At 36.1% G+C, this 25,602-nt stretch carries 26 protein-coding genes; 9 read left to right on the forward strand and 17 right to left on the reverse strand.

Annotated elements, in window-relative coordinates; all coding sequences use genetic code 11:
• Positions 1–110 precede the first annotated feature (110 nt).
• Positions 111–2,648, forward strand: coding sequence for an ATP-dependent Clp protease ATP-binding subunit (locus tag EK417_RS17850; protein WP_136522931.1), 2,538 nt, complete (start codon positions 111–113; stop codon positions 2,646–2,648).
• A 114-nt stretch (positions 2,649–2,762) separates the two neighbouring features.
• Here the strand turns inward: EK417_RS17850 and EK417_RS17855 are convergent, their stop codons facing one another.
• A complete protein-coding gene (locus tag EK417_RS17855; protein WP_136522932.1) occupies positions 2,763–3,290 on the reverse strand; it encodes a hypothetical protein in 528 nt (175 codons plus the stop codon).
• Positions 3,291–3,482: 192 nt separating this feature from the next.
• Between EK417_RS17855 and mnmA the strand changes: the two genes are divergently transcribed.
• Positions 3,483–4,670: a tRNA 2-thiouridine(34) synthase MnmA gene (gene mnmA, locus EK417_RS17860; protein ID WP_110367400.1), complete on the forward strand. Its 1,188-nt coding sequence runs from the start codon at positions 3,483–3,485 to the stop codon at positions 4,668–4,670.
• A gap of 129 nt (positions 4,671–4,799) precedes the next feature.
• Positions 4,800–5,009: a hypothetical protein gene (locus EK417_RS17865; RefSeq protein WP_076595149.1), complete on the forward strand. Its 210-nt coding sequence runs from the start codon at positions 4,800–4,802 to the stop codon at positions 5,007–5,009.
• 63 nt (positions 5,010–5,072) lie between these two features.
• Here the strand turns inward: EK417_RS17865 and EK417_RS17870 are convergent, their stop codons facing one another.
• Both EK417_RS17870 and EK417_RS17875 read right to left on the reverse strand, forming a co-directional pair.
• On the reverse strand, positions 5,073–5,423 hold the full coding sequence (locus EK417_RS17870) for a hypothetical protein (protein ID WP_076595150.1): 351 nt from the start codon (positions 5,421–5,423) through the stop codon (positions 5,073–5,075).
• A gap of 14 nt (positions 5,424–5,437) precedes the next feature.
• Entirely contained in the window at positions 5,438–6,166 is a 729-nt protein-coding gene (locus tag EK417_RS17875) for a glycine-rich domain-containing protein (RefSeq protein ID WP_136522933.1), read from the reverse strand.
• 113 nt (positions 6,167–6,279) lie between these two features.
• On the opposite strand from EK417_RS17875, the gene EK417_RS17880 reads away from it, so the two are divergent.
• Both EK417_RS17880 and EK417_RS17885 read left to right on the forward strand, forming a co-directional pair.
• A complete protein-coding gene (locus tag EK417_RS17880; protein WP_136522934.1) occupies positions 6,280–7,176 on the forward strand; it encodes a hypothetical protein in 897 nt (298 codons plus the stop codon).
• 190 nt (positions 7,177–7,366) lie between these two features.
• Positions 7,367–8,593, forward strand: a complete 1,227-nt coding sequence (locus EK417_RS17885) for a DUF6051 family protein (RefSeq protein WP_136522935.1) — start codon at positions 7,367–7,369, stop codon at positions 8,591–8,593.
• Between the two features lie 91 nt (positions 8,594–8,684).
• Here EK417_RS17885 and EK417_RS17890 read toward each other — a convergent pair whose 3' ends face one another.
• From EK417_RS17890 to EK417_RS17930, 9 genes are all read right to left on the reverse strand, one after another.
• Entirely contained in the window at positions 8,685–9,428 is a 744-nt protein-coding gene (locus EK417_RS17890) for a LytR/AlgR family response regulator transcription factor (protein ID WP_081906405.1), read from the reverse strand.
• A gap of 60 nt (positions 9,429–9,488) precedes the next feature.
• Complete coding sequence (locus tag EK417_RS17895; RefSeq protein WP_110367405.1) at positions 9,489–9,764, reverse strand: 2TM domain-containing protein; 276 nt, start codon at positions 9,762–9,764, stop codon at positions 9,489–9,491.
• A 31-nt stretch (positions 9,765–9,795) separates the two neighbouring features.
• Positions 9,796–10,092 (reverse strand): 2TM domain-containing protein, encoded by a 297-nt coding sequence (locus tag EK417_RS17900; protein WP_110367406.1) that lies wholly within the window; start codon positions 10,090–10,092, stop codon positions 9,796–9,798.
• Positions 10,093–10,214: 122 nt separating this feature from the next.
• Positions 10,215–10,784 (reverse strand): methyltransferase family protein, encoded by a 570-nt coding sequence (locus EK417_RS17905; RefSeq protein ID WP_076595155.1) that lies wholly within the window; start codon positions 10,782–10,784, stop codon positions 10,215–10,217.
• Positions 10,785–10,829: 45 nt separating this feature from the next.
• Positions 10,830–11,135, reverse strand: coding sequence for a 2TM domain-containing protein (locus EK417_RS17910; protein WP_076595156.1), 306 nt, complete (start codon positions 11,133–11,135; stop codon positions 10,830–10,832).
• A 4-nt stretch (positions 11,136–11,139) separates the two neighbouring features.
• Positions 11,140–12,453, reverse strand: coding sequence for a 2TM domain-containing protein (locus EK417_RS17915; protein WP_076595157.1), 1,314 nt, complete (start codon positions 12,451–12,453; stop codon positions 11,140–11,142).
• 143 nt (positions 12,454–12,596) lie between these two features.
• Positions 12,597–13,256 (reverse strand): hypothetical protein, encoded by a 660-nt coding sequence (locus EK417_RS17920; RefSeq protein ID WP_110367408.1) that lies wholly within the window; start codon positions 13,254–13,256, stop codon positions 12,597–12,599.
• Between the two features lie 49 nt (positions 13,257–13,305).
• Complete coding sequence (locus EK417_RS17925) at positions 13,306–15,552, reverse strand: TonB-dependent receptor (RefSeq protein ID WP_136522936.1); 2,247 nt, start codon at positions 15,550–15,552, stop codon at positions 13,306–13,308.
• Between the two features lie 92 nt (positions 15,553–15,644).
• The gene (locus tag EK417_RS17930; protein ID WP_136522937.1) at positions 15,645–15,923 is read right to left on the reverse strand and encodes a helix-turn-helix domain-containing protein; all 279 of its coding nucleotides are present in this window, start codon (positions 15,921–15,923) and stop codon (positions 15,645–15,647) included.
• Between the two features lie 502 nt (positions 15,924–16,425).
• Here EK417_RS17930 and EK417_RS17935 point away from each other — a divergent pair.
• Positions 16,426–16,929 (forward strand): superoxide dismutase family protein, encoded by a 504-nt coding sequence (locus EK417_RS17935; RefSeq protein WP_076595161.1) that lies wholly within the window; start codon positions 16,426–16,428, stop codon positions 16,927–16,929.
• 55 nt (positions 16,930–16,984) lie between these two features.
• Here the strand turns inward: EK417_RS17935 and EK417_RS17940 are convergent, their stop codons facing one another.
• The gene (locus EK417_RS17940; protein ID WP_136522938.1) at positions 16,985–19,114 is read right to left on the reverse strand and encodes a carboxy terminal-processing peptidase; all 2,130 of its coding nucleotides are present in this window, start codon (positions 19,112–19,114) and stop codon (positions 16,985–16,987) included.
• A gap of 342 nt (positions 19,115–19,456) precedes the next feature.
• Between EK417_RS17940 and EK417_RS17945 the strand changes: the two genes are divergently transcribed.
• Both EK417_RS17945 and surE read left to right on the forward strand, forming a co-directional pair.
• Positions 19,457–19,627, forward strand: coding sequence for a lmo0937 family membrane protein (locus EK417_RS17945; protein ID WP_047426491.1), 171 nt, complete (start codon positions 19,457–19,459; stop codon positions 19,625–19,627).
• A 288-nt stretch (positions 19,628–19,915) separates the two neighbouring features.
• Entirely contained in the window at positions 19,916–20,704 is a 789-nt protein-coding gene (surE, locus tag EK417_RS17950) for a 5'/3'-nucleotidase SurE (protein WP_076595163.1), read from the forward strand.
• Positions 20,705–20,757: 53 nt separating this feature from the next.
• Here the strand turns inward: surE and EK417_RS17955 are convergent, their stop codons facing one another.
• From EK417_RS17955 to EK417_RS17965, 3 genes are read right to left on the reverse strand one after another with little or no spacing between them, the layout of a single operon-like run.
• Complete coding sequence (locus EK417_RS17955; RefSeq protein WP_136522939.1) at positions 20,758–22,161, reverse strand: radical SAM protein; 1,404 nt, start codon at positions 22,159–22,161, stop codon at positions 20,758–20,760.
• Between the two features lie 10 nt (positions 22,162–22,171).
• Complete coding sequence (locus EK417_RS17960; protein WP_110367414.1) at positions 22,172–22,405, reverse strand: hypothetical protein; 234 nt, start codon at positions 22,403–22,405, stop codon at positions 22,172–22,174.
• Positions 22,402–23,145 carry a prolipoprotein diacylglyceryl transferase gene (locus tag EK417_RS17965; protein WP_170872055.1) on the reverse strand — a complete coding sequence of 248 codons (744 nt, stop codon included), beginning with the start codon at positions 23,143–23,145 and terminating at the stop codon, positions 22,402–22,404. Before EK417_RS17965 ends, EK417_RS17960 begins: the two co-directional genes overlap by 4 nt.
• A 61-nt stretch (positions 23,146–23,206) precedes the next feature.
• Between EK417_RS17965 and EK417_RS17970 the strand changes: the two genes are divergently transcribed.
• Positions 23,207–24,247, forward strand: coding sequence for a GMP reductase (locus tag EK417_RS17970; protein WP_136522940.1), 1,041 nt, complete (start codon positions 23,207–23,209; stop codon positions 24,245–24,247).
• A 34-nt stretch (positions 24,248–24,281) separates the two neighbouring features.
• On the opposite strand, the gene EK417_RS17975 is transcribed toward EK417_RS17970, so the two are convergent.
• Positions 24,282–25,601: a DUF6056 family protein gene (locus EK417_RS17975; protein ID WP_136522941.1), complete on the reverse strand. Its 1,320-nt coding sequence runs from the start codon at positions 25,599–25,601 to the stop codon at positions 24,282–24,284.
• Position 25,602: the final 1 nt, after the last annotated feature.

Raw genomic sequence — 25,602 nt, forward strand, 5'->3', positions numbered from 1 at the left:
GATAATAAAATTTTTTCTGCCATAAAGTCATTAATTGTTTTTTGGTAAAATATTTGTAATTTAGATAATGAATAAAAGGTAATGCTGCCTTTGTTCTAATGAGATATATTATGGATTATAAGTTTTCACAAGGTTTGAGCCAGGTGTTCAAACAAAGCAAAAGCGAAGCTAAAAGGCTGAAAAGTGAATTTCTTAATACAGAACATCTACTTTTAGGTATTATAAAAACGGAAAACTCTGCAAAAGAAATCCTTCAAAACCTTAATGCGGATTTAACACAAATCAGAAGAAAAATTGAAACTTTAAATACAGCAAGTCTAAATCCTATTTCTGAAGAGGTTACCAATATTTCTTTCACCAAGATGGCAGATCATGCCATTAAACGTGCAGAGTTAGAATGCCGCCAATATAAAAGCAATGAAATTAATACCGTTCACCTGCTTTTAGGTATTCTTTATAAATATGAGGACCCTACTTCAAATATTCTGGGAGCTTATGACATCGACTACGAAGGAGTTTCAAGAGAATACCAGACTATGCTTAAAAATTCAGGCCAGTCTCCTCAGATGAGTGCTTATGACGATGATGATGAGAGAGAAGAATTTGAGCAAATGAGAAAGCCTACAGGAAATCTAGGTTCTGCAAAAAGTAAAACGCCTACTTTGGATAACTTTGGTAGAGACCTTACTTCTTTGGCCAGAGATGGAAAACTGGACCCGGTGATCGGGCGTGAAAAAGAAATTGAGAGAGTTTCTCAGATCTTATCGCGTAGAAAGAAGAACAACCCTCTTCTTATCGGGGAGCCGGGAGTTGGTAAATCTGCCATTGCTGAAGGTTTAGCATTAAGAATTCAACAGAAAAAAGTGTCCAGAGTTCTTTACGGAAAACGTGTGATCACTTTAGATCTGGCAAGTTTAGTGGCCGGAACTAAATATCGTGGTCAGTTTGAGGAAAGAATGAAGGCCATTATGACGGAGCTGGAGAAAAACAGAGATGTCATCTTATTTATTGATGAGCTACATACCATTGTAGGTGCGGGAAGTTCTACAGGAAGTTTAGATGCTTCCAATATGTTCAAACCGGCTTTGGCAAGAGGAGAAATTCAATGCATCGGGGCCACTACACTGGATGAATACCGTCAGTATATTGAAAAAGACGGAGCTTTGGAAAGAAGATTCCAGAAAGTAATGGTGGAACCTACTTCTATTGATGAAACTGTTCAGATCCTGAATCAGATCAAAGATAAATATGAAGAACATCATAATGTAATCTATACTCCGGAAGCAATTCTGGCTTGTGTCAATCTGACATCGAGATATATTACAGACCGTTTCTTACCGGACAAAGCGATTGATGCAATGGACGAAGCCGGATCACGTGTTTATATCAAAAACATGAAAGTTCCTACAGAAATCATTGATTTTGAAAAGAAAATCGAAGATATCAAAGAACTGAAACAAAAAGCAGTAAAAGCTCAGGACTATCTGGAAGCCAGAAAGCTGAAAGATGAGGAAGAACGTCTTCAGATGGAACTGAATTCGGCGCAGGAAAAATGGGATAAGGATGTAAAAGAGAAAAAAGAAACCGTAACAGAAGAAAATGTAGCGGAAGTGGTTTCTATGATGAGCGGTGTTCCGGTAACGAAAGTTGGTAAGAACGAGCTTGACAAATTGGCCCAAATGGATGAGAAGCTGAACGGAAAAGTAATCGGTCAGGAAGATGCTGTGAAGAAAGTCGTTAAGGCTATCCAAAGAAACAGAGCAGGTCTTAAAGATCCTAACCGCCCTATCGGTACCTTTATTTTCCTTGGAACAACCGGGGTTGGTAAGACTGAATTGGCTAAAGTAATGGCAAGAGAGCTATTCGAATCCGATGAATCTCTGATCAGAATTGACATGAGTGAATACATGGAGAAATTCGCGGTTTCGAGATTAGTAGGTGCGCCTCCGGGATACGTTGGATACGAAGAAGGTGGTCAGCTGACAGAAGCAGTAAGAAGAAAGCCTTACGCAGTGGTTCTTTTGGATGAGATTGAAAAAGCTCACCCGGATGTATTCAATATTCTGTTACAGATTCTGGATGAAGGACACGTTACAGACAGCTTAGGAAGAAAAATTGATTTTAGAAATACCATCATTATTCTGACCTCAAACATCGGAACAAGAGATCTTAAAGATTTCGGAGACGGTGTAGGATTCGGAACTTCTGCGAAGAAAACCACTTCAGACTCAAGAGCAAGAAGTACTATTGAAAATGCCCTTAAAAAAGCATTTGCACCAGAATTCTTAAACAGAATTGATGATATTGTGATCTTCAACTCTCTTGTACAGGATGATATCAAGAAAATTATTGATATTGAACTGAATAAACTTTATGGCAGACTTGAAAAACTAGGATATAAAGTAGATCTTACTGAAGAAGCAAAAGACTTTATTTCTGAAAAAGGATGGGATAAAGATTTCGGAGCAAGACCATTGAAACGTGCCATCCAGAAGTATATTGAAGACTTATTGGCAGAAATGCTGGTAAACAAGCAATTGAGCGAAGGAGAAACCGTAGTTCTTGACCTTAATGAAGCAAAAGACGGATTGATCGGGAAAACGCAGAAAACGAAAAAATCACCTGCGGAGAAATCTTCTCAATCTTAATTAAATAAGAAAGTAAATTTCAAATAGAAAATCCCTGGGAAATTTTCCCGGGGATTTTTGTTTTTCTAGGTTTAGGCTAAAGCCGAATGAATTTTATTTTTCTGATTAAACGGGCTAAAGCCCTACCACAAAACCAATATTCGGGATCAGGCCGCTGGAAAATACGCTGGAATTCTGCTTCCATAGCACGTTATACATTAAACCCAGCTGCATAAAAGAGCTATTTCCAATTCGCTGCATATATCCTCCGCCCAAATACAAGGCATTCTCTTCTGTATTATATTTATAATCGTAGTATTTATCTTTATAATCAACAAAATAATGCTGATAGTTGGCTCCTACATAAAATGATCTGGCGAAGTAGTAATTCACAAAAGGACCTACTCCAAACATGGTGGATTTATAATAATCAGAAGTCTGCCACGAAACACTCCCTAAGACTCCGCCTTCGAAATCATTCGTAAACCTGTAACCTACTCTTGGTGATGCGGACAGATTAAACGCGCTGTTGCTTCCAAATCCTAATCCAATGCCACCTCCAAATGTCCACTTACTGTTTTCCTGCATCGGCGTATCTGCTGAAATTTGGGAAAAAACTGACCCTGAAGATATCAGCATCATAGAAATAATAAACTTTTTCATATGTTATATTTTTGGTCTTACAATTATGCTCTCGTCTGTTTCCGGCTGCAGAGAGGTTGATAAAAAAGGGCTTAAGACGCTATCGTTTTTATCAATGTTTAAAATTATGGTTTTTTTACGAATCTATTTAGTTGTATTTTTGCCGCATCAAACTAAGAACTCCCGTTAAGAGTTTCGTAAAATTGAAATACAATGAAAATAGTAGTAGGCCTCTCCGGAGGTGTAGATTCTAGTGTTACAGCATATTTGCTGCAGCAGCAAGGCCATGAGGTAGTGGCTTTATTCATGAGAAACTGGAACGATGCTTCCGTCACATTAGAAGATGAGTGTCCATGGATTGAGGACAGTAATGATGCCCTTATGGTGGCACAAAAGCTTGGAATTCCTTTCCAGGTGATCGACATGAGTGAACTTTACAAGGAACGCATTGTTGACTATATGTTTGCCGAATATGAAAAAGGCAGAACTCCCAACCCTGATGTATTGTGTAACAGAGAAGTAAAATTTGATGTTTTTATGAAGACCGCAATGTCTTTAGGAGCAGATAAAGTAGCAACAGGACATTATGCAAGGGTAAATTCTACTTTTGATGAAAACGGTAAAGAAATCTTCCACCTTCTGGCAGGAAAAGACAACAATAAAGACCAGTCTTATTTCCTTTGTCAGCTAAGTCAGGATCAGCTTTCAAAAGCGTTATTCCCGATTGGAGAACTTACAAAACCTCAGGTAAGAGAAATTGCAAAAGAAATCGGGCTGGTAACAGCAGATAAAAAAGATTCTCAGGGGTTATGTTTTATCGGAAAAGTCAGTCTTCCTCAGTTTTTACAACAGCAATTAAAACCTAACGAAGGGGAAATTGTAGAAATTTTCAAAGATTCTCCTTTATTTTCGGAAGAAAAACCTGAATTCACCTCCAAAGAAGAAGAACTTGAGTTTTTATCAAGAAAAATCAATTATAAAAAATCTGACGGAAAAGTTATCGGGAAACATCAGGGAGCCCAGTTTTTCACGATCGGACAAAGTAAAGGTCTTGGTATAGGCGGGCACAAAGAAAGCTGTTTTATCATCTCCAGAGATATGGAAAACAACATTCTTTTCGTAGGAGAAGGAAGCCATTTTCCTGGGCTTCATAAAAAAGCTTTGAAAATTGACAATTCTGAACTGCACTGGGTTCGTGAAGATATGAGACTTCAGAACGGAGGATCTATGGAAGTAATGGCCAGATTCAGATACAGACAGCCTTTGCAGAAAGCGACGTTATATCAGTTTGAGAATGCTTTTTATATTGAATTTGACGAGCTTCAGTCTGCTATTGCCGAAGGACAGTTTGCTTCATGGTATATCGATGAGGAATTGATCGGTAGCGGCGTGATTTCATAAGAGTTTTTGAATGAAGAGGTTTAAACTACATCGAAATTGTTTTTTAAAGAAAATAATTTTTTTAAAAATTTTCTGTAACGTTTTTTTTGTTCTCATACTTACTGAGTAAATAACAATAAAAATACTACTATGAAAACATCTGCAAAAAACCAGTATGCTTATGTAAACAATATTCTGATTGCACTTGTATCCGCTATTTTCGGTTATAATTTTTATCAGGCCATTGTGCATCCGGAAAAATCCAATATCGCGATCAGTCTTATTTTAGTAGTCCTGACTTCCGTTATGGTTCGAAAATATGGCTATCAGCAGGTAAAAGAAGAAAAGAAAGATATTTAATATCAAATAAACATTATAAAGCCCGGAACATTTTTGTTTCGGGTTTGTTTTTAATAATGAATTTTACTTTATCTTTTCATTGACATGACTTGAGATAAAAATCAATGTAACAATACATTCTGTTATTAAGATCATCAAAAGAAATCCAACAGGCCTTCCCAGCATAACTCCTCTGATAAGCTTGATAATTCCTAAGAGGAAAATAAATCCTGCGAAATAATGTGTCGTACCTGAAATAGCTCCTTTCAAAGTTTTTAGAATGAAAAGCGAAGCATAAAATCCTGGAACCAGAATGAGATAGAACTTCAAAAAGTCAGGTCCTTTAAGAATAACCGGATTAAATGTCTGATGGACTGCCATAAGCCATATAAAGCCTATCACAACCGGAACTGAATGAATGATGAATTTTTTCATAATGGTTAGTTTTATTATCCTCCACAACCACCGCAACCACCGCAGCCGCCTCCACAACCATCTCCTCCGCTGCAGCTTGAGCCACCACAACTTCCTCCGTCATTATTTTGCTTATCTTTTCTGTTAGCGTCAGAAAACTCCTGATCTCCTATAATTGAAACAATAGTTCCCAGAATGAAAATAATCCCGAATACAACTCCAATAACCATTAACCCTGAAAAGTTATCTCCTTCTGTACACGACAATAAAAGCAGTGACACAAATATTGGGGCTAAGAAGGCCATTTTTCTCAGCCAGGATTGTACTTTAGATTTTTTCTTAATTTCTTTCCAGATTTCTTGGGGCGCTTCTTGCCGGAAAACCTGCCGATAACTTGCTAAAGTATCTTCAAACCATTTCTGATGTTTTTCTTTCTCTGCGAATCCACCTTTCGAAGGATGATGATGAAGCGGTCTTTTTAAGATGTGGGGACAAAATTCCTCCCAATAATTCTGGGTGTAGATCAGATGCATATGCCATACTTTATCCACAATTTTACTGGGAGAAGCTCCATGGGGAAGAATACAGCAGAGATACAGGAACTTTTTGTATTCTTCAATTGCTTTTCTTGCGAAATCAAGACTCCAGCGTTCTTCTTTGGCCAGCTTTTTTGAAAAAGGGAAATCAGCCCCGGGAGCATCAAGGGAAAATGCCTGTATCCGGCTCCAGAGGCACTCATCTTTTACTATCATTTTTGTTTCCATTGTTTTGATTTTTGTTTTTCTATTCAAATATCAATGGATTATACAATATAAAAGTCTCTCAAAAGTCTTTTTTGGTTTGATAAAAATCTTAAATTAGTCTTATAATACATACCATGAAAAAGGAAGATATTCTGCATCTTGAGAAGCTCATGAATTTCTTAAGCCGGCAATTTTTAAAGAAAAACCATTGGGAAGATGTTACAAAAACTGAATGGTCTTATATCAGTGCTGAACTGAATGATCTGATTATCAAGGATCATTCAGAAAAAGAGATCAAAAAAGAGCCAGATCTTCTGGGAACAAATTATCTGTATGAGCATCTGATCATCAATAAACTGAAAAAATTCAGACAGAACGAAAATGCAGTTCTGAGCAGGCCCAATCTCGCCAAGCTGAGTTTAATTGTGAAAGTTCTGGGGTATTCCAATTATATCGATTTCATCAATTCTAATACGGAAGCATTCAATTTTAACGATCTCAGAATTGACATGAATAAGATTAATCTGAACACCGCTCTTTTAGACCGTTTAGTAGGCTGCTGGTATTCTTATAACAGAAATCTGCCCGATAATCCTTTGATGGCAAAAGAAGACCGTATATGGCGTTCTGCGATGGAAATTTATAAGTCTGAAACCACCGGAGAATATTTTATTGAAAGAAGCGGTGGTGATCATCACAAATATTTTGGAAAAGTAACAGCCTATTCTGATTATGTTTTCATCATCATGAACAGCAATACATTTATCCGCCAGAGACATTTCATTTCAAGGATAAAGGATAGTAAAGAAAAACTTAAGAACCCAGACTATAAACTCCATGAAATCCACTTTATAAGTACGTGCATCAGCTTCAATCAGGAGCCGATTGCTTTGTTTGAAATCTTCAGAAAAGCGGACAGAAAAAACTTTATTTCTGATTCCATCAGCTTTCCCATTGACAGTGACGAAATCCCTGAATCTATCATTAAACAACTTGAAGATACGGAATCTAACCGGATTGATTACAGATAGTTTTTTTAAAAAAAACTCAACAATAAACATCATCATCAATCTATATATAACGCCCCCGAAATATTTTTATTTCGGGGTTAATTATAATTCTTCTATGTCTAGAATACATTTAACTCTTAAAAATCAATTGATTACCGCAATTTTTATCTAAATTGATAGTTCTAAATATGAACCTTTCAATCGCAGTGCTATGGAATATTATGAATTGTATGAAGTTTTGAAAAAGCATTTTGATTCCGGAAAAAGCAGTCCTAAACTCAAAGAACTGAATGTAAGCATTGAATCAGTCCCTTTTGAATCCAAGGTTTGTGACCTTCTTTATGGCTCAGAAAATCAGCATTGCAGCAAACATCAGCAAACCCTCGAAATCAACAAAAACGGCTATCTCTTTTACAACCAACCTGCTGTAGACATCAAAGATTTTGATATTGAATGCAATAAAAGGTTTGAGTATCATATTCTGAAGCGGGCAGATACTGAAACAGCCGAGGAAGCTCTGTTTTTCTTTCATGGACTGAATGAAAAGAAGTGGGATAAATACCTGCCATGGGCATATGAACTGGCTCAAAGAACACAAAAGGCTATCATTTTGTTCCCCATTGCATTTCATATGGACCGTGCAGACCCTATCTGGAGTGACCGCCATCATATGATGGAAGTGGTTAATTTCAGAAAGAAAAAATATCCGGAAAACATGAATTACTCTTACGTGAATGCAGCCATAAGTTCCAGACTGGAAGCTCATCCACAAAGAATTTTCTGGTCCGGACTTCAGACATATTCGGATATTACTGAGGTGGTAAAAAGTATTAAAAACGGTAAAATCAAAAGTATTTCTCCAGAAGCAAATCTGGATTTATTTGGCTATTCTATAGGATCATTTCTTTCTTTAATTATCAAAATGGCTGATCCGAATCAGTATTTTACCCGTTCAAAAGTGTTTTGTTTTTGTGGAGGAATGACGATCGACAGGATGTTTCCGATCTCAAAATATATCATGGATACCCAGGCAACCGTTAAAATGCAGTCTGTTTTTACGGAATTGCTGAGCGCTGATTTTAAATCGGATCCACGTCTTAAACATTATCAGAATGAATCGTTGCATCCACAGGAAAGCTGGTTTAAAAAAATGCTGCGCTACAATTATTTTCAGAAAGAAAGAGAAGAAAGAATTCAGGAAATCCAATCTCAGATCAAAGCCTATGTTTTGGAAAAAGACAGTGTTGCTCCTCCTATAGAAGCTCTCAATACGCTGCGGGGCGGCTACAGGAATATCAATGTAGACATTGAAATCAAAGATTTTCCGTTTGAGTATTCCCATATGGTTCCGTTTCCGCTTACCCATAAACATTCAAAAGAAGTTACGGAAGCATTTCACCAGTTTGTACAGTCGGCCAGTGATTTTTATAATTCCTGATGATGGATTTTTCAGGGATAAAAGAGGGTAAGGAATAGTTTAAAGAATAATAATATGAGATCCATGGTGTATGTTTTTAGGTTAATACTTATCAACTGACCAGCCAGTCTTTAAAATCTTTCACACGGTCTCTGCTGACCGTAATTTCCTCTTCCGGCTGAAATTCAAGATCCACTTTGTAGTACGGTGAAGTATGAATATTTTTGATATAATCCGAACTGATAATGAACTGTCTGTTCACCCGGAAAAACTTTTTCGTATCCAGAACATCTTCCAACTCATCAAGCGTAAAATCTGATGGATAAGTACGGTCTTCCGTCTGAAGATAAACGATTTTATTTTCACTGAAAAAGCAGCTTATTTCGTGAGTCTGAATAATCTTAAGGTTGTAGCCTATTTTTACAAGCACTCTGGAAAGGGTAGATTTTTCTTTTCGGATTAACTGTTTGATATCCTGAGAGCCATTGGTGTCATTGGCAGGAATGAAGGATTTAAATTTCTCCACTGCTCCTTCCAGGTCTTCATCAAGAATGGGTTTTAAGAGATAATCAATGCTGTTCAGCTTAAAAGCTTTCAGGGTATATTGGTCAAAGGCTGTCGTATAGATGATGAAACCTTTGGTAGGAGCTTTTTCAAAGATATCAAAAGACAGTCCGTCTCCTAAAACAATATCGGAAAAGATCAGCTGTGGATGTTCGTTTTCAGAAAACCAGGCAACTCCTTCTTCCACTGATTCTATTTTAGCAACTATCTCTATTTCAGGAAAGTTATTCAGCATTCTCTCCAGTTTCCTTGAAGCAGGTTTTTCGTCTTCTATAATGACAGTTTTGATCATTGAGTTTAAATTTTGGTTTTCAGATTTTGGAAAATAAAGGTAGATAAAAGTGGATACATTTTAATACTTTATCGTTCTTTTATCTTTCCTGAGTTCTTTTTCAATCATATTATTTTCCCATTCAGAATCAAAAAGAAATAGTTTTGCTGCTTTTACGAGAATAATAAATGCCCAGATTGCAAGGATGGTATACCTGTCAAATAAACTCAAATGAATAATTTTTTCACCAAAAATATCATCAGGAATGATCAGAACGGCAAACAGGGCAAATATAAAAATGCTTTTATAGAATTTTCTGATACTATTCGTTCTTTCAGAGGCTGTTTCGTAATCCATGATTGTATATGTTTTTAGTTATGATTATTGTTTATAGTGTTTTTATTTTCTGTTTTTCATCTTTCTCCATAAGCTCTCTTATTTTTCTTTCTTCCCAGCTTTTACCAATTCCGAATACGCTTATGGCATGAAATGCAATTCCTACTCCCCATCCCAGTGCAGGCCATAAAAACCATAAATATCCGGGAGCAGTTATAATGTTCAGTATTGCTAAAAAAGGAATAATGATGCAGTAAGAGGTAAGATTTCCATAAAATTCTTTCAGATCTTTCACTCTTCTTGAAGCTTTTCTGTAAGCAATTGTTTCTTTGTCAGGTAAAATTTCCATAATGTTTTTTTTAGAGGTTGATTTGTTTTTTCTTGAGTCAAAGGTAGCTCAGGAAAGTACCACAAATCAATTTTATATGACCGAACGGTAGATTATCCTATCTGAACTGTAAAAACCTGTCATTAATAGATAAACGGAATTAATTTTTTAGTACTTTTTCTGTATTCAATATACTCATCTCCAAACTGTTCTGTCAAAGCCTGTTCTTCAATCTTAATCCTGTAGGCGAAGGCCAAAAACGGAGGTAAAAAAGCAAAGATCAATGAAAGCCAGTTATTTAAATACAAACCGAGACCCAAAGAAGTCAGTAGAGAAAAAGCATAGGAAGGATGTCTCAGATATTTATAAAATCCCTCTTTTTTAATTTTATGATCCTGTCTGATAGTAACATCTACTGTAAAATATTTTCCCAAAGATCTGATGATCACATATCTGACAAGAATCCCGATAAGAATAAAAAGTTCACCCAGATATAAAATCCAGATGCCGTCAATTATTGGAAAATGAGTCTGATAAGACACAAATACTGAACTTGCAATGGAAAAAGGAATGGCCAGCCATAAGATATTCAGTGTAGATTTATCTTTGTTTTTCTGATCTTCTTTACCGGATTTCAACATGTTCTTGTAAAGGAATTCCGTGATAAACCAAGCGGCCATTGAAATGTAGAATAGAATTGATAAAGCATTCATTTCAACAAATTTAAAGTTAAAAGTATTTTGAAAAAGATAATTTATTTAGTGATCTTTCTGTTTATCCATCAGTTCCTTGATCTTCTTATCTTCCCATTTTTTGATAAAATTAACACGGGGCAGAAAAACGGTAACCGCATGTGCAGCAAGCCCTATTCCCCAGAAAGTTGCCGTAAAAAAGTTTTTAAACTGAAAATAGCTTTCGCCGGGCTTCAGATGCATACAATTATAGACAACAATCAGGGCATTCACTGCGATATAAGCGAATAAATGTCCGTAAAATCCACGCAGTCTTTCTACCTGTCTTCTTGCCCGTTGATAATCCATATCGTTTTCGTCAAATGTTTCCATAAGCCTATTTTTTTTGTTTGTTCATAATTTCACGAATCTTCTTTTCCTGCCATGATTCTCCTACTCCAAACACCTGAAATGCATGAGAAGCAACACCTATTCCCCATCCCAGTACAGGAAACCAGAACCAGTGATTTCTACTGCTTGTAAAAAGGTTAATAAAGATTAAAAAAGCGCTTACCGTACAGTAAGAAATCAGGTTCATATAAAAACTCTTAATCTCTTTTACTCTCTTTTGTGCCCGTTTATAAGCAGCTGAATCATCCTCTGGTTTCGAGCTGGAAATATGCGGCTTAGTTATCAGCATTGGAAGTTTTACTTTAAAATGATCTTCGGATTTTTCGATGAAGACATTTCGTTCTGTAAGAAGGGAATAACGCTGTACGATATTAGCAAGACCAATTCCCGAGCTTTCCTTGATCTGTTCTCTTGCCTGAAGATTATTTTCAATACAGAGGGTATTTCCATCTGAAAAAATTCTAATGATCAAAGGTCTTGATGATGTTGCAAAATTGTGCTTGATACAGTTCTCCAACAATAGCTGCAAAGCTAATGGAACAACGTATTTCTGATAGTCTTCTTTGGCAACATCAAAACTAAAGTCCACACTGTCTTCAAACCTTGTTTTCAAAAGATCGCAATAGGTTTTTGCAAATTCTATTTCATCTTCTGCCGTTACCAGTTCTTTATCTTTTTGTTCAAGTACATATCGGTAAATCTTTGACATTGAAGCCGTAAACTTTTGTGCCTGTTTTGGATTTTCATCAATCAGAGAGCTTAAAACATTCAATGAATTGAAAAGGAAATGGGGATCCAGCTGGTTCTTTAAACTTTCAAACTGGGCATTAGCAGATTTGGCGATAAGCTTCTGTTCCACTACTTCTTTTTTGGAAGTCTTTTTCAGTTCTTCCATGAAACTTCTGGCATGAAGAAATGCGGATATCAGCAATGCAATATTGATGGTAAACCAATTCAGGAAATTATATTTTCCAAGGAAAAACTCTTCTGTAGTAGCCGCTTTCTGAATAAGTACAAAATTGACATAATTGCAAAAATAGACCAGCACAAAATTGGCCACAATAATTGAAATGATACTGATAACGGCCCTTTTGGTGGTAGCTTCAGACCACGGAATTTTCTTATTCAGAAAACTGTTCAGCAATCCATTTCCTCCTCCCAGCACAAAGGAATAAATAAAAGAAATGAGTATTGTATACAAAAAGTTTTCAAGGTTCTTTTCTTCTGTAAAGACAAAAAAGAAAAACATGGAGACTGCAAGTGATATCCAGAATAGTACGATAAAGTTTTTCCGTTTCATGATCTGTTTTCTTGACTCAAAATTAGTTTTTATTAAAGGTATCAAAAATTAATTGTTACCGAAGGGCTGATTTTCCTTTCCGAATGGTATTAAAAAACCTTCACGCGAATGAAGGTTGGTTTGTAAGTGAAATATGGAGAAAACTATTTTGCTTTTTCTACCGGTAAGCTTAAGAAATAATCAGCTTCTCCCTTTCCCCAGTTTGGATCTAAAGCCGTTTTGGGTTTATAGGTGTTAAATTTTGCCTGAGCCGCTTTAAACATCTCCAATCCTTTGGTTTTGCTGCCTCCGTACTGTTCGGGAGTAAAATAGACATCTTCTGCTTTGATCAGCGCAATTCTCGGATTCGAAGGATCTAATTTCTCCGCAATATTCATTTCCTCAGCAGCTCTTGCGCCATCTGTCATATAACGCTGTGCTGGATTCACCATCATTCTCAGAGAATAAGACATTTTTCTCAGCAGGTGAATTTCGGCATTATCAGTTCCTGCAAGATTCTGAGCCATTGAAAGATGCTTCTCTGCCTGGTCCGCAATACCATCCAATTCCTGCATTTTTCCGTCTCTCATCAGGGTTCTTCCTTTTTGGATATAAGAAAATGCAGCATAGTAAGCCGGAAGCCATTTTGTACTTTCTTTACTGCCTATTCTCTGAAAATCATTCGCCAGAGTCTGGAAATCTTCTGAGGTTTTGCAGGTTTCAATTCTAGCTATTTTTTCAGACATTATTTTGTCATAATCTGCCTGTGCAAAAGCTGTTAAGCTCACAAAAGCTAAAGCAAAGCTTAAAAGGTATTTTTTCATGATATCAAATTTTAAAAGTGAGTTATATTTTTTGTTCTAAGGTATGTTTTTATAAATTATTATTGATGGCATCATCTGTTTTATCTACTCCGAAGCTTATAAATGCTCCTATGAAAACAAACGTATTGACTGGCGGAACAATGGCAGAACTTCTGGAACCATTGGCTGAGAAATTATAGCCATATATATTCTTTGATCCTAAGATATTACTGATACTCAATACAAATACCGGAAAAGCTTTCGCATCTTTTTTACCGATATTCGGAAGATAATTAACACTGAAGTTTAATGCGTTATAATCTTTTAATCTTCCTTCATTTCTGGTATAATTAATCACTTCCCCATTTTCAATTTTAGAAGCTATGTCATAATAAGGGCGTCCTTTTGCATACGTATAAGATAAATTTACCCCAAGTTTCCATTCCGGAATAAATCTTTTTGCGACTGCTGAAAGCGTATGTTCTGCCGCAAAACTCGGCTGCAGGCTTACCGGATAATTCAGAAAATCTCTTTTTGAATCCAGATAGGAGTAGCTGATCCAATAGTCAATATTTTCAAATGTTTTTTTATTGTCTCTCCAGAAAAATTCCAGCCCTTTTGCATATCCGTATCCATCATTGTTTAAAGCCGTCTGAATCTGCTGATTTTGCTCTTTATTCTGGGTAATATTGAACGTCTTAATCAACTGGTCATATTTCTTGTAAAACGCCTCAAAACGTAAAGTTCTGCCCTCTGAAGCTCTCTGAACCTGGAAAATATAATGTTGTGATTTCTGGAAACCAAGATTTGCAGGGCCATTGATGTATTTACTTTCCGGATTCTGATAAAAAAGTCCGTAAGCCAAGGAAGTGGTCCAGTCTTTTGCAAGACGATAGGCAATAGCAAAACGAGGCGCAATATTATCCTTTCCTAAAAAAGAAGAATGCTCTGCTCTTACTCCTATTTTTGCTGATAAAGCATTGCTGAAGCCAAGATCTGTTTCCACGAAAGCAGAGGAGATCAAATCTTTATAATGTTTCTGTACTGCTTCAAAATTCAGATTTTCATCGGTATTATTCAATTCAATTCCTCCTCGTACTGCACTGATTCTGTTGATTTTTCTTTCAAGAACAGCTTTGAAATTCAGATAATTTCCATCGGTAAGAAGCTGGCTTCTGTTGGATTCAACGTCATTGGTTTCTGTAGAAAAATGAAGATCCGATCTGTTGTAAGAGTAAGAACCTCCTACATTCAAAAGATACTTCCCGAATTTCTGTTTAAAAGAGAGGTTATGAAATGTATTTTTACCGTTAAGCTTTACCAGACTGAATTCGGGTCCGGGTTCAAGACTTTCTGATCTTACCCCCATTTTATTGGAATTGAACATTCCGTAATATTTGAAAAAGCCTCCTGATTTTGTTTTAAATCTGAAATTCAGATCTCCGTTAAGACCTTGCGGAGCTTCTATAAAGTCTGTATTAAAATTAAAGACTTTCTGCATCAGGCTTAAAAGAGAATATCCTGCTGTAGCTCCGTAGGAATAGTTTTTATTATCTCCTAACTTTTGAAATCCCGCACTCAGAAAAATGGGTGAAATACCAAAGTTATAGGAAGTTTCATCGGGAAGATCAACACTTTCCAGCATTAAAGCACCGGAAAGAGCCTGCCCGTACAATGCAGAATAACCACCACTTGAGAAGATATTTCCTTTAAAAAGAGAGGTATTGAACTGGTCTCTTCCTGCAATCCCCGGAACAGAATTAGAAAAATAATTGTTGATAAGACTTCCGTCCATAAAGATTTTAGACTCCGTTCCTGTTCCTCCTCTGATGAAAAGACCTTCAGTTCCTCCTACTTTTTGAACTCCAGGAAGGTAGGTCAAAGCGGAAGAAATCTGTCCGTCTGCTCCTGCTGTGGTATAAATATCAATGGGTGTAAGCAATGCTGTTGCTCTTTTTTTATCGCTGGCTTCAATAGATCCTGCAGAAACTACTACTGCATCTATCTCACTGATCTGTTCCTTAAGATCAACATTCAAAGAAACATCCTGATTCTCAATAGTAACAGTTCTTTCAATATTTTCATATTTTGGATGGGTAAATGTTATGATGTGAGTCCCTTTTTCTGAAGTTTCGAAGGTAAAATTCCCCTGAGCATCTGTTGTAGTGCCATCATAGGTATCTTTCAACGTAACATTTACTTCAGCTACTCCTTTGTTTTTGTAGGATACTTTTCCTGATATTTTCACCTGGGAATATCCCATGATGGAAGTGAGAAGGAGAATCAGAAACAGTATGTTTTGTCCTTGTGTTTTCATTTTTATTGTTTTCTGGATCAAAAATAGCACAAGAAATGCCTTTCTGTAAAAAATTTATTACCGAAGGGCATTCTTTTGCTACCGAATGGTAATTAATGAATCGGAATGCAAAAATCCACGACCATCTTCCCTTCCGGATGTTCCTTAAAATTGGTGTGATAGATTTCATAGGTAAAGGTTCTTCTTGTAGAATACGCAATGCTTTTTGAAAGTTTTGCAGAAAGCCGAGTGACTGGAAAACCCGAGATCCCAGTAGTAACAAGCTTAAATATTCTGTGGAAATGAAACGGAGAATAGGCACTTACCTTTGAAACTTTTTCCAGAGAAAGATCCTCATCAATATGACTATCAATATATTGAATTGTTTTCACAATCCGCTTTTTATACTCTTCCAAATTACATGTGTTAGTTCACAAAGATATTTTTCCATGCTGAAATTCTGTTGCCTATTATTGTTATTGTAAGAAAGTCATTCCGTTTTTTGTCACAGGATATCCTCTTCAAAATGGTATAATAAGTCTTCAAACCATATTGCAGAAGAACTTTTCCCAGTAAAGAAAGCAGGCAGATATTGGTGTCAACGAGACGGATGTTTTTCTTTGCTGATGGAGGTATACAGAATAATCATTTTCTATTTGTTTGCTGCCTTCGGGATTTGATCTATGAATGGCTTTCTATCCACTAAAAATAAGTTTTTTCACCTCGTTTTAAATACATTTAGCCTCCAGAGCTAAGTTTTCAGAATTTAAGGCTAAAACAAGCTGTATTACAGTTGTTACTCAAGCTTGTTTTTTCAAAAAAGAGTGAGATCATAAAGCGCTTTGGAAAATCTTTTTTAAATTTATCCTAAAATCACTATAAATCATTAAAAAAATGAAAGTACAAACATTAGCATTATTGGCGGGATTTGCCGTTTTTGCAGTTTCATGCGGAACCACAAAAACGTACTCCGTAAATGCCAAAAGCGGAACACAGACAGGAGGAACGGCGAAGTTTACTCAAAATGGAAATGAAGTAACAATGAAGCTTGACATCACCAACCTTACTCCTGGAATCCATGCAGTACACATTCATGAAAAAGGAGACTGCTCTGCAGCAGACGGAACCTCTACGGGAGGCCACTGGAATCCTTCCAAGAATGATCATGGTAAATGGGGTGCCGAACATTTCCATATGGGAGATATAGGAAACCTGGTTGCTGATCAGACTGGAACGGCAACATTGACTTTCAAGACAGATAAATGGTGTCTGGGTTGTACAGATGAGTCTAAAAACATCATTGGAAAAGGTCTTATTGTACATGCCGCTGCAGATGATTTCCATACCCAGCCTACCGGAAATGCCGGAGGAAGAGTGGGATGTGTAGAAATTAAGTAATCTACTTTATTCAATAAAAAAACCGCTAATCTTTTAATTAGCGGTTTTTTTATGTTTAGGATTTAGCTCCCATATCTGATACAATATTCATTGCTTCCTGCAGGTAAAGATCTTTTTTCAGATTCTTGATCCACATTTCAGATTTCTTCCTGAAAGCTTCGTCTTTTTTCTCTCTTTCAATTTCACTTGGATACATGATAAACTGAAGTCCGTTTTCAAATTTTGTCAAAGCTTTGAACTTTTCAATCTGAGATTTTCTGTTCTTCATCAGTTCATTAAACTTCGTAATATTCAAAGTGATATTTTCTTCTTTATCCAGTTTTTCTCTCCATTGAGCAGATTCTAATAACAACTGATAATTGCTGTTTTTAGCCATTCTTTCTGCACTTGCTTTTTCCAGTGCCTGAATATTGAAATAGTTCAGTTTCTGGAATTTTGTAGGTGGAATCTTGTCCCAGGCCAGGGCATAATCATCATATCGCTCTCCTACTTCAGCATACGTAAAGAAATCTTTCATCTGAATATCAGAAACAATTCCTTTTCTCTGTGTAGATTCTCCTGTAATTCTGTAAAATTTCTGGATTGTCAGTTTTAAAGATCCAAAATCATCTTCCGTGTTCAGGAATCTGTTCAGATCAACAAAAGTCTGAACGGTTCCTTTCCCGAAAGACTGTGGAGATCCAATGATCATCGCTCTGCCATAATCCTGCATTACTCCTGCAAGGATTTCTGAAGCTGAAGCTGAAAGTTCATTTTGCATAATAACAAGCGGGCCTGTCCAGATTGGCGTTTCATTTTTGTTCTTAAGCGTCTGAATTTTTCCGTTTCCGTCTTTCACCTGAACGTAAGGACCAGCTTCCATGAAAAGCCCCATGATATCTCCTACTTCAGTTAAAGAACCTCCACCATTATTCCTAAGGTCCAGAATGATTCCCTGAATATTCTGTTCTTTAAGCTTAATGATTTCATTTTTGATATCATCAGAAGCATTTCTTCCTTTTGCGTTTTCAAAATCAGCATTAAAACTTGGAAGGTTGATGAAACCGTATTTTTTACCATTGGGAGTATTCGCTACAATACTTCTTGCAAAAGTATCTTCAATAGCAACCTCTTCACGGATCATGGTTACATCTTTAATGGTACCATCTTTTTTCTGAACCGTTAATGTTACGGGCGTTCCTTTTTCTCCTCTGATGAGTCTTACCGCTTCATCCGAAAGCATTCCCACCACATTTACAGCATCTTCTTTCGGTTTTGATCTTACTTTCAGGATTTTATCTCCTTCTGAAAGCTGCTTGGATTTCCATGCCGGTGCACCAATGGTAAGAGCTCCTAAGTAAAGGTTTCCTTTTTTCTCCTGGATCAGGGCTCCGATACCAATTACTTTTCCGGTAAACTGAGTATCAAAATCTTCTTTATCTTTTGGAGAATAATAGTTGGTATGCGGATCGAATACTTCGGTATACGCATTCATATACACGGTAAACCAATCCATTTTCTTTCTCTTTTTGAATCTTGTAAAGGTATCTTTTACAAGGTCTTTTACTTCATCAGTTGCTTTTTTGATCTTCTCGTCCTGAGTAAGTGGCTTAAACTTGATCGTATCTTTCAGTTTGTATTTCTGAACAGAGTCTTTCTTTTCTTTCTGAGCTTCTTCTTTGCTGTTCATCGACTCAACTTCCTGAAGGATATTGTATTTGATGAATTTTTTCCACTCATTATACTGTTCCTGTTTGTTGGCAGGTACTTTTTTAAGTTTTGGCTCAAGAGTAAGTGTTTCATCTTCCTGAAGATTGATGGGCTTACTGAAAATATCCTGAGTGATTTTATCAATCTCATCCACTCTTTGGTAGAGTCTGTCGATTGTAAGCTTATAGAATGTAAGATCACCTTGTCCGATATAGTCATCCAGTTTGGTTTCATGCTTGCTGAATTCATCCATATCAGATTGCAGAAAATATCTTTTTGCCGGATCTACCAACTCGAAATAATGCTTATAAACGTCCTTTGAATAGGCATCATTGATAGATTTCGGGCTATAATGCAGATAAGAAAGTGTATTTTTTACGCTCACCATTATCGTCTGCATCTTTTCATCGTCATTCTGTGGCGAGTTGAAACAAAACATTAGACTGGTTAATGGAATCAGGAGTAAAAATTTATTCAGTTTGAAATTTTTCCACATAAACTGTCTTTATTTATTAATTTTTTTTAAATAAGTATACTATTAGTAGCAGTAAGTTTGGTACTGTTACAAATGATCAAATTTAATACCTTATTTACAAATATCGTCAGTTTTGGCCATTTTTATTTAAAGAGATTTGCAAATAATCAAAACAATGTTAGTCATTTCCTATTATCAGGCTGTTTCATTACAAAGTTATACAGATCAGTCTTTTTTCAGACGTATCCTAAGTTTTATTTTTTTTATTAAAAAATAAAAAACACATACCACAAAAAATAATTTTCAGACATAAAGGCATAAAATATGCAGAGAATTAACCATACAAATTCAAAATATTAAGTTATGAAAAGTTTACTATGGTTAGTAGCAGTCATCTGCATCGTTGTTTGGCTATTGGGAATGTTAGGAATAGTTCCCGGAATGAGCACAGGTTATTTAATTCACGTTTTACTGGTCATTGCCATTATTGTTATTCTTTATAATATCATATCCGGCAGAAAACCTCTCGACTAGTTTAATAGTTGTACAACCACTTCAATTAAAACTGAAATGAAATTCATATTAAATTTCCTTCATTTCAGTTTTATTTTTTCCCCTTTGTACTTTTCCTTATCTACACTTGGTTCCTCATTCTATAAGTCAAAGTACAAGAATCTTATTTATCTTTTCGCAACAGCCAATCCCAATCTGGTATTTTATTGCGTCTGATTTTTACCTACATTTGATGTGTTGAAAATCTATTGGTTCAATTCTGAAAATAAACAAACTCACTCTATTTAAATAAAAAATTAAAGATAATTTATGGAAAGACCACTTATTCTGGTGACTAATGATGACGGAATTACAGCTCCCGGTATTAGAAATCTTGTCAGTTTTATGAATGAAATCGGAGAAGTAGTGGTTGTAGCCCCCAACTCTCCTCAAAGTGGAAAAGGCCACGCTATTACCATCAATTCAACCCTAAGTTACGAAGAAGTTACGCTGGACGGCCCGCAGACAGATTTTTCCTGCAGCGGAACTCCTGTTGACTGTGTAAAAATGGCTCTTGATAAAATTCTGACCAGAAGACCTGATATTGTGGTTTCAGGAATCAATCACGGAGCAAATTCTTCTATCAACGTAATCTATTCAGGGACCATGTCGGCAGCTGTAGAAGCCGGTGTAGAAGGAATTCCTGCAATTGGATTCTCTTTACTGGATTTCAGCTGGGAAGCAGATTTTACCCAAGCTAAGGAATTTATTCAGAATATTGTAAGAAGAACATTGGAAAACCCAATGCCTAAAGGTGTTGTACTAAATGTCAATATTCCTAAACTTCCTGCATCAGAAATAAAAGGAGTAAAAGTCTGTAAACAGGCCAATGCCAAATGGGAAGAAAGCTTTGATGAAAGGATTAATCCACATGGTAAAAAATATTACTGGCTTACGGGTTATTTCAACAATATGGATGATTCTGAAGATGCTGATGAAACGGCATTAGCTAACGGATATATTTCTATCGTTCCGGTGAAGTTTGACCTTACAGCTTATGAATATATGAAAACATTGGAAGATGTAATGACTTTTGAAGATGTAAAAGAAGTAAAATAACAAGGAGATAATAAAAGCGTGAAATCAGATTTCACGCTTTGCTTTTTATATGGCTAAAATAATATTTTATCTTCTTTTCTGAGTTCTTCCAGATAAGCCTTTTTTTCATCTCTGTAAAAAAGGTTCATCGTTTCAAAAGGGATTAACTTCAGGTCTTTATTGACAATATGTACGCACGACTTCTTCACTGCCCGTACATCAAAATCATGAGCATCCATAAAGTTCATGATAATTATTCTGAAAAGGTTATCATAGTCGAGATCCGGGGCACACACTTCCGGCAGACAGCACAGTAACTGATTGACTTTAGGCTGAACTTTATCTACTGAAATTCCGGTACTGAAAATATCCAGCAGCTGCATATGCAAACCCTTATCCTGTTCGTAAACAATGGTATTCCTTGATTCATTATTCAGAAGATCAGCAGGATTGATATATCGGGTCAAAGGAATTGTTTCCCCCTGAAGTTTTAAAATATATCCCATAGCCAGGGAATCCGGATTACATGGAACCGGAATGATATCATCAGAGTTTAACAAAGGAAACTGATTGATTATTTCCTGTCTTACCTCAGTTAAGGTAATTTTTTCATGAGCAGAATCTTCCCGGTTTCTTCCGGCGATTTCAACGGGCTGGAAGGTAATGCCTCTCACACATTTCTGTTTCAGGGCAAACTCTATAATTTTTCCAATTTCATCAATATTTTTATCTTTTTGAAGGACGATAACCAATGTAGTAGAAAGGTTAAGCTCATTGAGCTTTTCCAGTGCTTTCATTCTGACTGCAGTAAGATCCTTGCCTCTGAAATCTTCCAGTACTGCAGGTTTAAATGAATCAAACTGGAGGTATATTTCAAACTCAGGAGCATAGGTTGCCAACTGTTCAGCAAATCCAGGATCATTGGCTATTCTGATTCCGTTGGTATTCAGCATCAGATGTTTGATAGGTTTTGACTTGGCAATATCCATAATTTTGAAAAAATCCGGATGAATGGTAGGTTCTCCCCCACTGATCTGGACAACGTCCGGCTCCCCTTCATTTTTCACAATAACATCAAACATAGCTTCAATCTCTTCCAGACTTCTGTGACTTCCATAATGAGGTGAGGACATCGCATAACAGGTTGGACAGGTCAGGTTACAACGATCTGTAACTTCTACGATAGAAAGACAACTATGCTGTTCATGATCTACACAAAGCCCACAATCATAAGGACAGCCATATTCCACATCGGTCCCGAAATGGAGCGGCATTTCAGAGGCTTTATTATAGTTTCTTATATTTTTATAATAATGTACATCAGAAGCTATTTTTGTTTTAAAAAATCCATGATCCGGACATCTTTTTGTCATAAAAACAGCTTCATCCTCTATGATAATCTTTGCTCCCACCCTTTTCAGACATTCCGGGCAGAGACTTATTGTATAATCGTAATAAGTATAGTTTCTTACTGGCATAGCAAAATTTTTAAAGTCCTCCGCAAATATAGCCGCTGATCAATCCACAGATCAGAAGGGATATAAGCATTGTTTGAATAAATTGTTTTTTGCTGAATTTCCGGGCTCCTTTCCTTTCATAAATAAGTTTTGTAATAAAAGCGACGATGAGGGAAAAAACCAGTGCAACCAAAATAATCGCACCTACAATCATTACAACTACCCCAGCCAGATTTCCTACTTCCAAAATAGTTAAGGTTTTCATTTTAAATATAAAATTTTGGTGTTTATAGTATAAATATAGTAAATAATTACACAGATACAGACCATTTGAATCATACCAAGGTTTCCTATGATCTCAACCCTTGGTTTTATAAAATCTAAAAAGAATCTGAAAATAAAATAGCCAAGCATAAACAATTGAAAAATAAAACCGGAAGGATATTTCTTAAGGTTCTGAATATATTTTAGTCCTATCCAGAGAACAATTAAAAAAGCTATTTCATACAAAGCAACAGGATGCCTGAGGTATTGATCTCCCAAATGCATTCCAAAAACAGAATCAGTAGGAATGCCATATGTTTCTTCATCAATCCCTGTAAGAAAACACCCTATTCTGCCTATAATCATGGCCAATATCAGGGGAAAAACAATAAGATCTCCCGTACTTTCTTTGTGATGCACTATCTTTTTTGCCATCTCTACTCCCAATAAGCCAAAAGCCAGCCCTCCCACAATGGTGTTGTTTGACCAGAACTTTCTGATAGAAAAGTTTTCAAATAATGCATAAGGGTTTTCAAGATTACCGATTAGCTTGGAACCTATCAAAGCTCCGGCAGTAGCTCCTATTAAAACCGCGGCAGAAGTATTGAAAGAAAGCTTTTCTGTTGACTTACGCTTCAGATAAAAATAATATCTCATTCCCAAAAACATTCCAACCGCCTCAAAGAGAGGATGTGCAAGGATTGTTTTGCCAAAAATGTTAAAAGTTACAGGAAAATCCATTATTTCAAAAATACACTATTTCATATTATTCACTACCTTTATTCTGACAAATAATTACAAAATGCGTATAGAATATGACATAAAACTGGGGTTCAAGGATGTAATGTTCCGCCCTAAACGTTCTACTTTAAAATCCCGTTCGGAGGTTGATTTGAAAAGAGAGTTTACTTTTAAGCATACTAAGAAAAAATGGACTGGAGTTCCCGTAATTGCCGCCAATATGGACACCGTAGGAACTTTTGAAATGGCGGTAGAACTAGCCAAAGAAAAAATCATTACTGCTATTCATAAACATTATACTCCTGAAGAATGGAGTAAGTTTCTGGAAAGCCAGCCCGAAAGTATTTATCAATATATTGCATTAAGCACAGGAACGGGAAAGCCAGACGAAGAAAAGATAAAACAGATTCTCGAAAAGCACCCCAAAATTGAGTTTCTCTGTATAGATGTAGCCAATGGTTACTCTGAGCATTTTGTCGATTTTGTGAAAAGAGCAAGAGCGAATTTTCCAGAGAAAGTTATTATAGCCGGAAATGTAGTAACCGGAGAAATGGTAGAAGAACTTCTTTTGGTAGGTGCAGATATCATAAAAGTAGGTATTGGTCCGGGATCAGTTTGTACTACCAGAGTAAAAACAGGAGTAGGATATCCTCAGCTTTCTGCGATTATTGAATGTGCGGATGCTGCGCATGGGCTGGGCGGACAAATCATTGCTGATGGAGGATGTAAAGTACCCGGAGATGTAGCAAAAGCCTTTGGTGGCGGCGCAGATTTTGTAATGCTGGGCGGAATGTTTGCCGGACATGACGAAAGTGGTGGCGAAATGATAGAAGAAAACGGTAAAAAATATCGCCTTTTCTATGGTATGAGTTCTAAAACAGCAATGGATAAACATTCCGGAGGCGTAGCAGAGTATCGTGCTTCTGAAGGAAAAACCGTGAAAGTGCCCTATAAAGGCCCGGTAGCAGATACTGTAAAGGATATATTGGGAGGTGTAAGATCTACCTGTACTTATGTAGGTGCTTCGAAGCTTAAAGAGCTGTCCAAAAGAACAACCTTTATCAGGGTTCAGGAACAGGAAAACCAGATTTTTAAGGAATAGAAATAAAAGGCTTTAGATAAATGTTCTAAAGCCTTTATTCTTTTGTTCTGATATATTTTTTATTGAAATATTTTTGAAGCTGATCATTTACATAAGTCTCCTGTTCTTTTACAGAAGCCATTTCATCCATATATAAAACTCTTGGAACTTCTTTTATTTTGTCTACTACCACAGAATCCTGAGAGGATTTTTTAATATTATCTATTCTTTCATTCATCTCTCTTTCATATTCGTTAAGATCTGTAGTCAGAAGCTCCTTGACTATATTTTCACCGTTGAAATCAATATTAAAATAAGAATATTTTGCCGGGAAAACCTTTATTTCAGGTAGAAAAACAATGAGCAGAGAAACCCACCAGAATCTTTTAATTCTTTCAAATTTAAAATATAATAACAGTGAAGAAGTAAGCAGAAAATAAAAGAGTATACTTTCAAACTGTCTTGCGATAGAGGTAAGAATATAACTTGTAAACAGTAAAGGAAGAAAGGAAACGTACCAGAATAAAGCTGATTTTTTACATGTTATCTGAGTGGTGATTTTTTTCAGATCTTCTTCAAAAACCTTAATAAACAATGGAAGTACGGCAATAACCTTAAGTCCCACATAGGCAGTATCAGCACCCAAAAGAGCAATTCTCTTCAACCATTTTACCATTCCATTTTCCACTTCTCCCATCCTGTTAAAATTTCCTGGTGCAAGAAAACATACAAGTAAAAAAGCTGTTCCCAACATCATCAAAAAGAGATTTTCTCTATTCCGTTTCTGATAATAAGAGAGTACTAAAATTCCTTCAATTATCAATGCCAGAATTTCATTAGACCCCATGAGAATAATAATAAGCAAAGATGAAAGATAAAACCATATTTTCTGCTTTGAATCCTCATATTTTTTGAAAAACCAGAGTAAAATACCGGACAAAATAACAGGAACAAAATAGATATTAGAACCTGTGATCCAGAAATAATGTTCTGGTAGACTTACCAATAGCATTGTGTAGAAGAAAAACAATAGAAATCCTTTTTTTAGAGACTCTTTAGTAGAATAGTTGAAATATTCTTTAAAGTTTAATGCTGAAACTCCAATAAAAGAAAGCATCAGAAAGACAGGATATATTTTCGGAACAATATTTTTACTGTCATAAAATACAGGATTAAACATATTGAGAGAATATCCGAAATATCTGCCTCCCCATGTTGTATAGGTATCTATAAAACATTGTACCAGCCCAAGTTTTCTGGCGGCATAAGAGCAAAAATAATCATCGGTCTGATATACATTAAATCTACTAATGTATGCCAGACCGATGAATAGTAAAACGGACAAGAATAATACTATATTCTGTGCTTTTTTCATT

Origin of the sequence: Chryseobacterium candidae, from assembly GCF_004916905.1 — a bacterium.
Lineage (GTDB): Bacteria > Bacteroidota > Bacteroidia > Flavobacteriales > Weeksellaceae > Chryseobacterium > Chryseobacterium candidae.

Excerpts from the sequence above, each read along its gene's own strand:
- EK417_RS17855 (WP_136522932.1), bottom strand. The coding sequence starts at position 3,290 with ATGAAAAAGTTTATTATTTCTATGATGCTGATATCTTCAGGGTCAGTT.
- EK417_RS17905 (WP_076595155.1), bottom strand. The coding sequence starts at position 10,784 with ATGAATGCTTTATCAATTCTATTCTACATTTCAATGGCCGCTTGGTTT.
- EK417_RS17945 (WP_047426491.1), top strand. The coding sequence starts at position 19,457 with ATGAAAAGTTTACTATGGTTAGTAGCAGTCATCTGCATCGTTGTTTGG.
- EK417_RS17870 (WP_076595150.1), bottom strand. The coding sequence starts at position 5,423 with ATGAAAAAATTCATCATTCATTCAGTTCCGGTTGTGATAGGCTTTATA.
- EK417_RS17925 (WP_136522936.1), bottom strand. The coding sequence starts at position 15,552 with ATGAAAACACAAGGACAAAACATACTGTTTCTGATTCTCCTTCTCACT.
- EK417_RS17880 (WP_136522934.1), top strand. The coding sequence starts at position 6,280 with ATGAAAAAGGAAGATATTCTGCATCTTGAGAAGCTCATGAATTTCTTA.
- EK417_RS17965 (WP_170872055.1), bottom strand. The coding sequence starts at position 23,145 with ATGGATTTTCCTGTAACTTTTAACATTTTTGGCAAAACAATCCTTGCA.
- mnmA (WP_110367400.1), top strand. The coding sequence starts at position 3,483 with ATGAAAATAGTAGTAGGCCTCTCCGGAGGTGTAGATTCTAGTGTTACA.
- EK417_RS17975 (WP_136522941.1), bottom strand. The coding sequence starts at position 25,601 with ATGAAAAAAGCACAGAATATAGTATTATTCTTGTCCGTTTTACTATTC.
- EK417_RS17850 (WP_136522931.1), top strand. The coding sequence starts at position 111 with ATGGATTATAAGTTTTCACAAGGTTTGAGCCAGGTGTTCAAACAAAGC.
- EK417_RS17940 (WP_136522938.1), bottom strand. The coding sequence starts at position 19,114 with ATGTGGAAAAATTTCAAACTGAATAAATTTTTACTCCTGATTCCATTA.
- EK417_RS17890 (WP_081906405.1), bottom strand. The coding sequence starts at position 9,428 with ATGATCAAAACTGTCATTATAGAAGACGAAAAACCTGCTTCAAGGAAA.
- EK417_RS17875 (WP_136522933.1), bottom strand. The coding sequence starts at position 6,166 with ATGGAAACAAAAATGATAGTAAAAGATGAGTGCCTCTGGAGCCGGATA.
- EK417_RS17910 (WP_076595156.1), bottom strand. The coding sequence starts at position 11,135 with ATGGAAACATTTGACGAAAACGATATGGATTATCAACGGGCAAGAAGA.
- surE (WP_076595163.1), top strand. The coding sequence starts at position 19,916 with ATGGAAAGACCACTTATTCTGGTGACTAATGATGACGGAATTACAGCT.
- EK417_RS17865 (WP_076595149.1), top strand. The coding sequence starts at position 4,800 with ATGAAAACATCTGCAAAAAACCAGTATGCTTATGTAAACAATATTCTG.
- EK417_RS17935 (WP_076595161.1), top strand. The coding sequence starts at position 16,426 with ATGAAAGTACAAACATTAGCATTATTGGCGGGATTTGCCGTTTTTGCA.
- EK417_RS17970 (WP_136522940.1), top strand. The coding sequence starts at position 23,207 with ATGCGTATAGAATATGACATAAAACTGGGGTTCAAGGATGTAATGTTC.
- EK417_RS17920 (WP_110367408.1), bottom strand. The coding sequence starts at position 13,256 with ATGAAAAAATACCTTTTAAGCTTTGCTTTAGCTTTTGTGAGCTTAACA.
- EK417_RS17955 (WP_136522939.1), bottom strand. The coding sequence starts at position 22,161 with ATGCCAGTAAGAAACTATACTTATTACGATTATACAATAAGTCTCTGC.
- EK417_RS17885 (WP_136522935.1), top strand. The coding sequence starts at position 7,367 with ATGGAATATTATGAATTGTATGAAGTTTTGAAAAAGCATTTTGATTCC.
- EK417_RS17900 (WP_110367406.1), bottom strand. The coding sequence starts at position 10,092 with ATGGAAATTTTACCTGACAAAGAAACAATTGCTTACAGAAAAGCTTCA.
- EK417_RS17915 (WP_076595157.1), bottom strand. The coding sequence starts at position 12,453 with ATGAAACGGAAAAACTTTATCGTACTATTCTGGATATCACTTGCAGTC.
- EK417_RS17960 (WP_110367414.1), bottom strand. The coding sequence starts at position 22,405 with ATGAAAACCTTAACTATTTTGGAAGTAGGAAATCTGGCTGGGGTAGTT.
- EK417_RS17895 (WP_110367405.1), bottom strand. The coding sequence starts at position 9,764 with ATGGATTACGAAACAGCCTCTGAAAGAACGAATAGTATCAGAAAATTC.